This window comes from Streptomyces sp. NPDC016851 (assembly GCF_055562795.1).
On sequence record NZ_JBVHEP010000009.1, the window covers coordinates 231328 to 243738 of the forward strand.

Below are 12411 nucleotides of genomic sequence, written 5' to 3' on the forward strand. Positions count from 1 at the left end.
ACCCGTTCGGGGCGAACGGGGGGTCCGGGGGCGTCAGCCCCCGGGATGCGTCAGACCAGGTTCACCGAACGGGCCGAGGTCGCACCGATCTCAGCCGCCACCTCGGCCAGCACACCGGAGGTCACCGTGTCGTCCACGGTCAGCACCGCCAGCGCCTCGCCGCCGGCCACGGCCCGCGACACCTGCATACCGGCGATGTTGATGCCCGCCTCACCGAGGATGCGGCCCACCGTGCCGACGACACCCGGCCGGTCCTCGTACTTCAGGACGACCATGTGCTCGGCGAGCGCGAGGTCGACGTCGTACTCTCCGACGGCGACGATCTTCTGGAGGTGCTTGGGGCCGGCGAGCGTGCCGGAGACCGACACCTCCTCGCCGTCGGCCAGGGTGCCGCGCACCGTGACGACGTTGCGGTGCTCGGTCGCCTCCGAGCTGGTGGTCAGCCGCACCTCGACGCCGCGCTCCTGGGCGAACAGCGGGGCGTTGACGTACGACACCGTCTCGTCGACGACGTCCTCGAAGACACCCTTGAGGGCGGACAGCTCCAGCACCTTCACGTCGTGCTGGGTGATCTCGCCGTACACCTCGACGTCGAGGCGGACCGCGACCTCGCCGGCGAGCGCGGTGAAGATCCGGCCCAGGCGCTCGGCGAGCGGCAGGCCCGGCTTGACGTCCTCGGCGATGACGCCGCCCTGCACGTTCACCGCGTCCGGCACGAGCTCACCGGCGAGCGCGAGACGCACGGATCGGGCGACGGCGATACCGGCCTTCTCCTGCGCCTCGTCGGTGGAGGCACCGAGGTGCGGGGTGGCGACGACCTGGTCGAACTCGAAGAGCGGCGAGTCGGTGCACGGCTCCTTGGCGTACACGTCGAGGCCGGCACCGGCGACCCGGCCCTCCTTGAGGGCGGAGTACAGCGCCTCCTCGTCGACGATCCCGCCGCGCGCGGCGTTGACGATGCGCACGCTCGGCTTGACCTTGCGCAGCGCCTCGTCGCCGATCAGGCCGAGGGTCTCGGGGGTCTTCGGCAGGTGGACGGTGATGAAGTCGGAGACCTCCAGCAGCTCGTCCAGCGACAGCACCTTGACGCCCATCTGCGCGGCGCGGGCGGGCTGCACGTACGGGTCGTAGGCGACGACCTTCATGCCGAAGGCGGACATGCGCTGCGCGACGAGCGCGCCGATGCGGCCGAGGCCGACCACGCCGAGGGTCTTCTCGGCCAGCTCCACACCCGTGTACTTGCTGCGCTTCCACTCGCCGTTCTTCAGCGCGGCGTTGGCCTGCGGGATGTTACGGGCGGTGGCGAGGAGGAGACCGCAGGCGAGCTCGGCGGCGGTGACGATGTTCGAGGTGGGGGCGTTGACGACCATCACGCCGGCCTTGGTGGCGGCGGAGACGTCCACGTTGTCCAGGCCGACGCCGGCTCGCGCGACGACCTTGAGCTTCTTCGCGGCGGCGATCGCCTCGGCGTCGACCTTGGTGGCCGAACGGATCAGGATCGCGTCCACGTCGGCGATGGCGGGGAGCAGCTCGGCTCGGTCCCCGCCGTTGCAGTGCCGGATCTCGAAGTCCGGGCCCAGGGCGTCGACGGTGGCGGGCGACAGCTCTTCAGCGATGAGTACGACGGGTTTCGAGCTCACGTGAGTCCTCACAAGTCCAGTGCTGCGGACGGCCGTCCCGACGGCCGCAGGCGGTGGAGGGGTGCATGCCGCGTGGAAGACGCACGACGCTGTGGGCCTGACGCGTATATATGCAGCAGTGTAGTGGTGCAACGGTGGGCGTCTCACGCCTGCGCGGAAGGATCACCCGGACGAGAAAGGGCCCGGCCGCGGCGTCACTGCCGCGGCCGGGCCCGGCGGCTCACGCCTCCTCGTCGACCCAGCTCATGAGCTTGCGCAGCTCCTTGCCGGTGGTCTCCAGCAGGTGCTCGGAGTCCTGCGTCTTGTACTCGTTGTACTTCTTCAGACCGCCGTGGTACTCGTCCATCCAGGTCTGGGCGAAGGTGCCGTCCTGGATCTCGGCGAGGACCTTCTTCATCTCGGCCTTGGTGGCGTCCGTGATGATGCGCGGGCCGGTGACGTAGTCGCCCCACTCGGCGGTCTCGGAGATCGACCAGCGCATCTTCTCCAGGCCGCCCTCGTACATGAGGTCCACGATCAGCTTCAGCTCGTGCAGGCACTCGAAGTAGGCGATCTCCGGCTGGTAGCCGGCCTCGGTCAGCGTCTCGAAGCCCGCCTTGACCAGCGCGGCCGTACCACCGCAGAGGACGACCTGCTCACCGAACAGGTCGGTCTCGGTCTCCTCGGTGAAGGTCGTCTTGATGACGCCGGCGCGGGTGCCGCCGATGCCCTTGGCGTACGACAGGGCCAGCGCGAAGGCGTTGCCCGTGGCGTCCTGCTCGACGGCGGCGATGCAGGGAACGCCGCGGCCCTCCTCGTACTGGCGGCGGACCAGGTGGCCCGGGCCCTTCGGGGCGACCATGCAGACGTCCACGCCGGCCGGGGGCTTGATGAAGCCGTAGCGGATGTTCAGGCCGTGGCCGAAGAACAGCGCGTCGCCGTCCTTCAGGTTCGGGGCGATGTGCTCCTCGTAGACCTGGGCCTGGATCGGGTCCGGGACGAGGATCATGATGACGTCGGCCTCGGCGGCGGCCTCCGACGGCGTCACCACGCGCAGGCCCTGCTCCTCGGCCTTGGCCTTGGACTTGGAGCCCTCGTGCAGACCGACGCGCACGTCGACACCCGAGTCACGGAGCGACAGCGCGTGGGCGTGGCCCTGGCTGCCGTAACCGATGACCGCGACCTTGCGGCCCTGGATGATGGACAGGTCGGCGTCGGCGTCGTAGAACAGCTCGGCCACTTTGGGTTCTCTCCTCGGGAGTGCAGGTGTTGCGTCCCACCGTATGACGGGGGGCGGAAGGGAAGCTTGAGGGTCTCGGAATACGGGCGGCCGACGGCGCGCCGACCGCCCGTGCTCCGTCTTACGCCGACCGGTCCAGAGCGCGCAGCGACCGGTCCGTGATGGAACGGGCACCGCGGCCGATCGCGATCGTGCCGGACTGGACGAGCTCCTTGATGCCGTACGGTTCCAGCATCTTGAGCATCGCGGACAGCTTCTCGCCGGATCCGGTGGCCTCGATGGTCACGGCCTCCGGGGAGACGTCGACGGTCTTGGCGCGGAACAGCTGGACGATCTCGACGATCTGGGAGCGCGTCTCGTTGTCGGCGCGCACCTTCACCAGGACGAGTTCGCGCTGCACCGCCTGCGACGGCTCCAGCTCGACGATCTTGAGCACGTTGACGAGCTTGTTGAGCTGCTTGGTCACCTGCTCCAGCGGCAGGTCCTCCACCCCCACGACGATGGTGATCCGGGAGATGTCGGGGTGCTCGGTGACACCGACGGCGAGCGAGTCGATGTTGAAGCCGCGGCGGGAGAACAGCGCGGCGATCCGGGCGAGGATGCCGGGGGTGTTCTCCACCAGGACGGAGAGCGTGTGCTTGGACATGATCTCTTCGGTCTCTCTCGCTCAGTCGTCTTCGTTGTCGCCGAAGTCGGGGCGGACGTCCCGGGCGGCCATGATCTCGTCGTTGGAGGTGCCGGCGGCGACCATCGGCCAGACCATCGCGTCCTCGTGGACGACGAAGTCGACGACGACCGGGCGGTCGTTGATCGAGTTCGCCTCCTCGATGACCTTGTCGAGGTCCTCCGGGTTCTCGCAGCGGATGGCGTAGCAGCCCATGGCCTCCGAGAGCTTCACGAAGTCCGGGACGCGGGTGCCGCGGGCCTGCGGGTTGACGTCGTCCGGGCCGGAGTGCAGCACGGTGTTGGAGTACCGCTGGTTGTAGAAGAGGGTCTGCCACTGGCGGACCATCCCGAGGGCGCCGTTGTTGATGACGGCGACCTTGATCGGGATGTTGTTCAGGGCGCAGGTGGCGAGCTCCTGGTTGGTCATCTGGAAGCAGCCGTCGCCGTCGATCGCCCAGACCGCCCTGTCCGGCGCGCCGGCCTTGGCGCCCATGGCCGCCGGGACGGCGTAGCCCATGGTTCCGGCGCCGCCGGAGTTCAGCCAGGTCCCCGGCTTGTCGTACTCGATGTAGTGCGCGGCCCACATCTGGTGCTGGCCGACGCCCGCCGTGAAGATCGTGCCCTCGGGGGCGAGCTGTCCGATGCGCTCGATGACCTGCTGCGGGGAGAGCGAGCCGTCGTCGGGCTGGTCGTAGCCGAGCGGGTAGGTCTCGCGCCAGCGGTTCAGGTCGTTCCACCACATGCCGTAGTCGCCCTGGTGGCCCTCGCTGTGCTCCTTCTGCACGGCCTGGACCAGGTCGGCGATGACCTCGCGGGCGTCACCGACGATCGGCACGTCGGCGGCGCGGTTCTTGCCGATCTCGGCCGGGTCGATGTCGGCGTGGACGATCTTGGCGTGCGGGGCGAAGCTGTCCAGCTTGCCGGTGACGCGGTCGTCGAAGCGGGCGCCGAGGGCGACGATCAGGTCGGCCTTCTGCAGGGCGGTGACGGCGGCCACCGAGCCGTGCATGCCGGGCATGCCCAGGTGCTGCGGGTGGTTGTCGGGGAACGCGCCGAGCGCCATCAGGGTGGTGGTGACGGGCGCGCCGGTGAGCTCGGCGAGGACCTTCAGCTCGGCGGTGGCCTTGGCCTTGATCACGCCGCCGCCGACGTACAGCACGGGCCGGCGGGCCTGGGTGATGAGCTTGGCGGCCTCGCGGATCTGCTTGGCGTGCGGCTTGGTCACCGGGCGGTAGCCGGGCAGGTCCATGGCCGGCGGCCAGGAGAAGGTCGTCTTCGCCTGGAGGGCGTCCTTGGCGATGTCGACCAGGACCGGGCCGGGGCGGCCGGTGGAGGCGATGTGGAACGCCTGCGCGATCACCTGCGGGATGTCGTCGGCCTTGGTGACGAGGAAGTTGTGCTTGGTGATCGGCATGGTGATGCCGACGATGTCCGCCTCCTGGAAGGCGTCCGTGCCGATCGCCTTGGAGGCCACCTGTCCGGTGATCGCGACCATCGGCACCGAGTCCATGTGCGCGTCGGCGATCGGGGTGACCAGGTTGGTCGCGCCGGGACCCGAGGTCGCCATGCAGACGCCGACCTTGCCGGTCGCCAGCGCGTACCCCTCGGCCGCGTGACCGGCGCCCTGCTCGTGGCGCACCAGGACGTGGCGCACGCGGGTGGAGTCCATCAGCGGGTCGTACGCCGGAAGGATGCAACCACCGGGAATGCCGAATACCGTGTCGGCGCCGACCTCCTCGAGGGAGCGGATGAGGGACTGCGCGCCCGTCACCTGCTCGGGGGCGGAGTGCTGTCCTCCGGATCGGGGCCGGGGCTGCGGGTGATGGGCCCCGGTGGCCTGCTCGGTCATCGGCATTCTCTTCTCAGATGCTGAGGGTTTTTTGCGAAGTTTGTGCGGTTTTCGACTGCTGCACGGAAGGCGCCCGTGCAACAAAAAACCCCTCGTGCCGTAAGGCAAGCGAGGGGAGCGCGCCGGGTGGGGTCGCTGAGCGGTCGAGGCTCAGCGTCAGCCGACGCGCTGTCCAAGTACGAGAATTCGGGTGCGCATGGCACAGACCCTCTCCCCGGCACGCACTCACTGTCAAGTGGGTGGGACGGGAGTCTCATTATGTGAGCGGAGGGCCGTACCGCCTCCGATGACGGCGGACACACCCGAGCTGTACACCCGCGGGGCACCGCCCGCGAGCGCCGGTTCGGCCGGTCCGTGCGGCACCGGATAGTGGCCGGAAGCGAGCGCCCGGCGCAGCCGGTACTCGTCGAGCGGCCCGGAGAACGCCATGCCCTGCCCGTGCGTACAGCCCATCGCGCGCAGGGCGACGACCTGCTCGGGCAGATCCACCCCGTCGGCCACGGACTTCAGCCCGAGGTCGCCGGCGATGCGCAGCAGCCCACTGGTGATCTTGTGCAGGCGGGCGGACTCGACGACGCCCTCGACCAGACTGCGGTCGAGCTTGAGGATGTCGACGGGCAGCCGCCTGAGGGCCGTGATCGCCCCGTAGCCACTGCCGAACCCGTCGAGCGCGATCCGGACCCCGACCCGCCTGAGGGCACCCAGCCGGCGCTCCAGCTCGTCCAGGCCGGTCCTGGGGTCGGCGTCGGACAGCTCGATGACCAGCGACCCGGACGGCAGCCCGTGCCGCGTGAGCAGCGCCTCGATCGTGCCGAGCGGCATCGACTTGTCCAGCAGCCGGCGGGCGCTCATCCGGACGACGACCGGCGCGGACAGCCCGGTCGCGTGCCGCTCGGCGGCCTGCTCGACGGCCTCCTCGATCACCCACCGGCCCAGCTCGGCGGTCTTGTCGCTGTCCTCGGCCACGCGCAGGAACTCCGCCGGGGTGAACAGCACCCCCTGGGAGGACCGCCAGCGCGCCTGCGCGGACACCGACGCGATCCGGCCGTCCTCCAGGCACACCACCGGCTGGTGCAGCAGGTTGAACTCGCCGTCGTGCAGCGCGGCCCGCAGGCGCGTGGCCAGCTCCGCCTTCCGTACGACGTCCTGCTGCATCTGCGGCTTGTACAGCTCGACGCGGCCCTTGCCGCCGGCCTTGGCGCGGTACATGGCCAGGTCGGCGTTGCGCAGCAGTTCGCCCGCGCCGAGTCCCTGCTCGGCGAAGGCCACGCCGATGGAGGCGTTGACCCGGACATCGTTGCCGTCGATGACGTACGGCTGGGACAGCGTCGTCCTGAGACGGTCGGCGAGTTCCAGTATGTGCCGCTGCCGGGCCTCGCGGTCGCGGGTGTTGTCCCCGACGATCAGGGCCGCGAACTCGTCACCGCCCAGCCGGGAGGCGGTGTCGCCCTGCCGGACCGACTCCTGGAGCCGGCGGGCGGCCTGGACGAGCAGCTCGTCCCCGGCCTGGTGCCCGATGGTGTCGTTGACGGCCTTGAAGCCGTCGAGATCGATGAACAGCACGGCCGTGTTCCGCAGGGCCACGCCCCGGTCGGAGGCGCGGCGGCCCGACAGGGCGTGCTGGACGCGCTTGGTGAACAGGGCGCGGTTGGGCAGGTCCGTGAGGGGGTCGTGCTCGGCGTTGTGCTGCAACTGGGCCTGCAGCCGCACCCGTTCGGTCACGTCCCTGCTGTTGAAGATGAGGCCGCCGTGATGGCGGTTGACGGTCGACTCCACGTTCAGCCAGCCTCCGTCACCCGAGCGGAAACGGCACTCGATGCGCGTAGTGGGTTCCTCGACGGGGTTGGCGGCGAGGAAACGCCGCACCTCGTGCACGACGCAGCCCAGGTCCTCCGGGTGGATGAGATTGGCCAGTTCCGTACCGACCAGCTCTTCCGCCGGGCGGCCGTACACACCGGCGGCGGCCGGGGAGACGTACCTGAGGACACCGCTGGGCGCGGCGATCATGATGACGTCGCTGGAGCCCTGCACCAGGGAGCGGAAGTGGTTCTCCTTCTGGGCCAGTTCCTGGGTGAGGGTGATGTTGTCGAGGAGCATGATGCCCTGGCGCACGACGAGCGCGAGCACGACCGTGCCACCGGTGAGCAGGACGACGCGGTCGACGCTGCGGCCGTTGAGGACGTTGTAGAGGATCCCCAGGGTGCACACGGCCGCCGCGAGATACGGCGTGAGGGCGGCGAGGGAGCCGGCGATGGGCCGGGCGGCCGGATACCGGCCGAACTCGCCTCCGGGCAGGGGCGCAGGGTGGTGCGGGCCGCTGCGCTGCCCGGGCACGTGCTCGTGCACCACGCGCGTGTGTCCTGCCGTGCTGTGCCGGTCCGGGCCGTGCCGGTCGGTGTCCGGTGTGCGGGGCGCGGCCCACGGGGCGTACGCCAGGAGCAGCGAGCCGGCGAACCAGCCCGCGTCGAGCAGCTGGCCGGAGCGGTAGTCGTGGTGCATCAGCGGTGACGTGAACAGCGCGTCGCACATCACGGTCAGCGCGAGCGCGCCGATCGCGGTGTTGACGGCGGAGCGGTTCACGGCGGACCGCCTGAAGTGCAGCGCGAGCACCATGCTGACCAGGGCGATGTCGAGCAGCGGGTAGGCCAGCGACAGCGCGGTGTGCGCCACGCTCGGCCCTTCCGACTTCGCGGCCTGGGCGAGGGCGAGGCTCCAGGCCAGGGTGAGCAGTGAGCCGCCGATGAGCCAGGCGTCGAGACCGAGGCAGACCCAGCCGGCCTTGGTGACCGGCCGCTTGGCGAGCACGAGCAGTCCGACGATCGCGGGCGGCGCGAAGCAGAGGAAGAACAGGTCGGCGTAGCTGGGGCTGGGCACGGGCTGTCCGAGGACGACCTCGTACCACCCCCAGACCAGGTTGCCCAGGGACGCCATGGCCGAGGAGAGGCCGAACAGCAGCCAGGCGGGTCGAAAGCGGGTGCGGCGGCTGCGGCCGTAGAGGAAGCACGACACGGCGGCGGTGGCCGCCGCGGCGCTCAGCCCGAAGTCACCCATGAACAGGGCCACTTCGTCCGAACCCCAGCCGAGCGCGGAACCGACGGCGTATCCCGCGCAGACCAGGGCGAGGACGAGCTGGAGGGCCAGGCCCGGCCGGGGGCCGGGGGCCGGCGTGCGGGGCAGCAGCGCCCCGGGGGACGGAGGCTGTGCCCGCAGCGCTCCGTCGAGCGTGGGCGCGGAGGTCGGCGGCGCGCTCACCGGACCCTCCCGGTCCCTGCCGCCCCCGGGTCCCGCGGGCCCCGGTGCGCCGGCTGGGCATGCCTTCTGCGGCTGCCCGGCCTGCGGCGGTGATGGCTCTGGTCGGTGTGGTGGTCGCTGTGGTGGGTGTGGTGCCCGCCGTGATCGGCGTGGTGACCGCGTCTGCCCGCGGCCGTCCGCCAGGGTCGCCGCCGGCAGCCCCGCCCGGTCGGATCGCTCGTCCATAGGCCGTGCATCGCCTGTCGCCCCCCTCACAGTCTGAAGTGTCCATCCCCGGCGCCGAACGGTCCCCGGCGCAGCCCCTGTCGGGACGATACACCAGTCTCGTCACTCAGGGACATAGGTTCTCTACTCTGCGTGACGATCAACAGATATATGAGTACCCACCGCGCCCGAAGGATTGCGGACGGTACCCGAGTTCGGATCAGCCGGTTGATGCACCCGTCGTAAGGATCACGTTGCGCAGCGGCTCCCGGTTCACATAACGGTTCAACTGGTCCACCAGGAGCCGCCTGGCGCGCGGCAGGAACGCGGAGGTGGGACCGCCGACGTGCGGGCTGATGAGTACCCCCGGCGCACGCCACAGGGGATGTTCGCGCGGCAGGGGCTCCGGGTCCGTGACGTCGAGGGCGGCGGTGATGCGGCCGGTCTCCAGCTCGGCGAGGAGCGCCTTGGTGTCGACGACGGGGCCGCGGGCGACGTTGACGAGCAGCGCCCCGTCCTTCATCCGGGACAGGAAGTCGGCCCCGGCCAGGCCACGGGTGGTCTCGGTGAGCGGCGTGGACAGGATGACGACGTCCGCCTCCGGGAGCAGCGCCGGGAGTTCGGTGAGCGGATGCACCGGCCCGCGCGCCGTGGTGCGCTGGGAGCGCGCGACGCGCGCCACCCGCGCCACCTCGAACGGAACGAGCCGGTCCTCGATGGCCTCGCCGATCGAGCCGTACCCGACGATGAGGACGTTCTTGTCGGCGAGCGCGGGCCGGAACCCGGCTAGCCACTCCCCCCGGTCCTGCGCGCGGACGAAGTCGGGGACCCCGCGCAGCGAGGCCAGGATCAGGGCGAGGGTGAGCTCTCCGGTGCTGGCCTCGTGCACCCCGCGCGCATTGCACAGCCGCACGCCCGGACGCAGGTGCCGCAGCCCCGGCTCCACGTGGTCGATCCCGGCGGAGAGGGTCTGCACGACCTGTACGCGGCTCATCTCCGGCATGGGACGCACGCACAGCGGACTGGGCTTCATGTAGGGGACGACGTAGAAGACACAGTCCGCCGGGTCCGCGGGGAACTCTTCCCCACCGTTCCAGAAGCGGTAGGCGGGGCCCTGCGGGAGTCCCTCGATCTCGTCCGGCGGGATGGGCAGCCACACGTCAGCAGTCATGCACAGGAGGCTATGTCAGGAGGGTGTGACGGCAGAGGTTAGGTTGGGGTGGCCGGAACAGGGAGGGTCACGACCAGGTGGAGCGCAGGACGATCGGCGCGGCGGCGCTCGCGGTGGGGGCCGTCGGACTCGGGTGCATGCCGATGAGCTGGGCGTACAGCGCGTCGCGGCAGCGCGGCGACGAGTCGCTCAGGGCGGTGCACCGGGCGCTCGACCTGGGGGTGTCCCTGCTGGACACGGCCGACATGTACGGCCCCTTCACCAACGAGCTGCTGGTGGGGCGGGCGTTGAAGGAGCGGCGGCCGGACGCGTTCGTGTCGACGAAGGTCGGTCTGCTCGTGGGCGACCAGCACATCGTCGCCAACGGCCGCCCGGGGTATGTGAAACGGGCCTGTGACGCGTCGCTGCGGCGTCTGCAGACGGACGCCATAGACCTCTACCAGCTGCACCGGGCCGACCCGGAAGTGCCCGTCGAGGAGACGTGGGGCGCGATGGCGGAGCTCGTCCAGGCCGGAAAGGTACGGGCGTTGGGCCTGTGCGCGGTGGGCGCGCGGGCCGGCCGCCGTTCCGGGGCCCGGCTGCACGACGCGACGATCCGGCAGCTGGAGCGGGTGCAGCAGGTGTTCCCCGTGAGCGCGGTGGAGGCGGAGCTGTCGGTGTGGTCGCCGGAGGCGCTGGAGACGCTGCTGCCGTGGTGCGAGACGCGGGGCATCGGGTTCCTGGCGGCGATGCCGCTCGGCAACGGCTTCCTGACCGGCCGGCTGCGGCCCGGCGCGGGCTTCGAAGTGGACGACCTCCGGGCCCGGCACCCCCGCTTCACGGCCGAGATGATGGCCGCGAACCAGCCGATCGTCGCGGGCCTGCGCCGGGTGGCCCGCCGCCACGGCGAGCACGTCACCGCCGCCCAGGTCGCCCTCGCCTGGGTCCTCGCCCAGGGCCCGCACGTGGTCCCGGTCCCCGGCACGAAGCAGGAGCGCTGGGTCACGGAGAACGCCGCCGCGGCGGCCCTGCGCCTGACGGCGGAGGACCTGCGCGAGGTGGCGCAGCTGCCGCCGGCACAGGGGTCCTGGGACTGAGCCCCGTCCCGTAATCGGGGGTGCGTTTCGGGCAAACCCCGTGTTCGCGGCGCCGCGTTCCGTGATCGGGAACTTGTGAGGCGCGGGCGGTGTATGACAGGGAGAGGACCTGCCCCGTCGAAGGGACCATGATCGTGCAACGTCGAGCCGTGCCGACCGTGTTGGCCGCCGCCGCGCTCCTGCTGACGGCCGGCTGTTCGTCCGACGGCGGGGGATCGTCCGGCACGGACGGGAGCGCCTCCCCGAGCCGTAGCGCACCGGGATCGTCCGCACCGACGGGACGGGCCGCGCAGGAGGCACCGCCCGCCAAGGGCTCCGTGAAGGTGGTGCGGACCGTCGCCGAGGGCCTGGACTCCCCCTGGGGCCTCGCCCCGCTGCCGGGCGGCGGCCTGCTCGTCTCCTCCCGGGACGACGGGACGATCGTCCGGGTCGACGACAAGACGGGCAAGAAGACCGAGCTCGGCGAGGTGCCCGGGGTCTCGGCGGCGGGCGAGGGCGGCCTGCTCGGCATCGCCCTCTCCCCCGAGTTCGCCTCGGACCACATGGTCTACGCGTACTTCACCTCGGCCTCCGACAACCGCATCGTCCGCATGCTGTACGACGAGAAGAAGCCCTCCGGCGAGCAGCTCGGCGCGCCCGACACGGTCTTCAAGGGCATCCCCAAGGGGTTCGTCCACAACGGCGGCCGGATCGCGTTCGGCCCGGACAAGATGCTGTACGTGGGTACGGGCGAGAGCGGTGACACGGGCCTGTCCCAGGACAAGGACTCCGTGGGCGGCAAGATCCTGCGGCTGACCCCGGAGGGCGAGCCGGCCCCGGGCAACCCGTTCGGGAACTCGCCGGTGTACTCGTACGGCCACCGCAATGTGCAGGGCCTGGCCTGGGACGAGAAGCAGCGCCTGTTCGCCTCGGAGTTCGGCCAGGACACCTGGGACGAGCTCAACGCGATCAAGCCGGGCGACAACTACGGCTGGCCGGAGGCCGAGGGCAGGTCCGACGACTCCGGGTTCCACAACCCGGTCGACCAGTGGACCACGGCCGAGGCCTCGCCCAGCGGCATCGCCTACGCCGAGGGGTCGGTCTGGATGGCGGGTCTGCGCGGCAAGCGGCTGTGGCGCATCCCGCTGAACGGCACCGAGGCCTCGGCCGAACCGCAGGCGTTCCTCGAGGAGGAGTACGGCCGGCTGCGCACGGTGGTCCCGGCGGGCGGCGACCGGCTGTGGCTGGTGACCAGCAACACGGACGGCCGGGGCAGTCCCAAGGACGGGGACGACCGGATCCTGGAACTGCGGGTGACTTAGCCCGGGCTCAGGCTTCGGGGTCGGGGTCGGGCC

General features: G+C 70.9%; 8 protein-coding genes. 2 read left to right on the forward strand and 6 right to left on the reverse strand.

What is annotated here, in order from left to right; translation table 11 throughout:
- Window positions 1-50 precede the first annotated feature (50 nt).
- The 6 genes from serA to ACZ3I3_RS17095 form a co-directional block, all read right to left on the reverse strand.
- Complete coding sequence (serA, locus tag ACZ3I3_RS17070) at window positions 51-1640, reverse strand: phosphoglycerate dehydrogenase (RefSeq protein WP_086565230.1); 1590 nt, start codon at window positions 1638-1640, stop codon at window positions 51-53.
- A 220-nt stretch (window positions 1641-1860) separates the two neighbouring features.
- The gene (gene ilvC / locus ACZ3I3_RS17075) at window positions 1861-2859 is read right to left on the reverse strand and encodes a ketol-acid reductoisomerase (protein WP_059422798.1); all 999 of its coding nucleotides are present in this window, start codon (window positions 2857-2859) and stop codon (window positions 1861-1863) included.
- 121 nt (window positions 2860-2980) lie between these two features.
- Entirely contained in the window at window positions 2981-3505 is a 525-nt protein-coding gene (ilvN, locus tag ACZ3I3_RS17080; protein ID WP_010048631.1) for an acetolactate synthase small subunit, read from the reverse strand.
- Window positions 3506-3526: 21 nt separating this feature from the next.
- A complete protein-coding gene (locus tag ACZ3I3_RS17085) occupies window positions 3527-5374 on the reverse strand; it encodes an acetolactate synthase large subunit (protein ID WP_467365804.1) in 1848 nt (615 codons plus the stop codon).
- Window positions 5375-5605: 231 nt separating this feature from the next.
- Window positions 5606-8626, reverse strand: a complete 3021-nt coding sequence (locus ACZ3I3_RS17090) for a putative bifunctional diguanylate cyclase/phosphodiesterase (protein WP_467365806.1) — start codon at window positions 8624-8626, stop codon at window positions 5606-5608.
- 424 nt (window positions 8627-9050) lie between these two features.
- Entirely contained in the window at window positions 9051-10001 is a 951-nt protein-coding gene (locus ACZ3I3_RS17095; protein WP_467365808.1) for a 2-hydroxyacid dehydrogenase, read from the reverse strand.
- Window positions 10002-10078: 77 nt separating this feature from the next.
- On the opposite strand from ACZ3I3_RS17095, the gene ACZ3I3_RS17100 reads away from it, so the two are divergent.
- On the forward strand, window positions 10079-11077 hold the full coding sequence (locus ACZ3I3_RS17100) for an aldo/keto reductase (RefSeq protein WP_467365810.1): 999 nt from the start codon (window positions 10079-10081) through the stop codon (window positions 11075-11077).
- 128 nt (window positions 11078-11205) lie between these two features.
- Window positions 11206-12378 carry a PQQ-dependent sugar dehydrogenase gene (locus ACZ3I3_RS17105; RefSeq protein WP_467365812.1) on the forward strand — a complete coding sequence of 391 codons (1173 nt, stop codon included), beginning with the start codon at window positions 11206-11208 and terminating at the stop codon, window positions 12376-12378.
- Window positions 12379-12411: the final 33 nt, after the last annotated feature.

Excerpts from the sequence above, each read along its gene's own strand:
- ilvN (WP_010048631.1), bottom strand. The coding sequence starts at position 3,505 with ATGTCCAAGCACACGCTCTCCGTCCTGGTGGAGAACACCCCCGGCATC.
- ACZ3I3_RS17085 (WP_467365804.1), bottom strand. The coding sequence starts at position 5,374 with ATGACCGAGCAGGCCACCGGGGCCCATCACCCGCAGCCCCGGCCCCGA.
- ACZ3I3_RS17095 (WP_467365808.1), bottom strand. The coding sequence starts at position 10,001 with ATGACTGCTGACGTGTGGCTGCCCATCCCGCCGGACGAGATCGAGGGA.
- ACZ3I3_RS17105 (WP_467365812.1), top strand. The coding sequence starts at position 11,206 with ATGATCGTGCAACGTCGAGCCGTGCCGACCGTGTTGGCCGCCGCCGCG.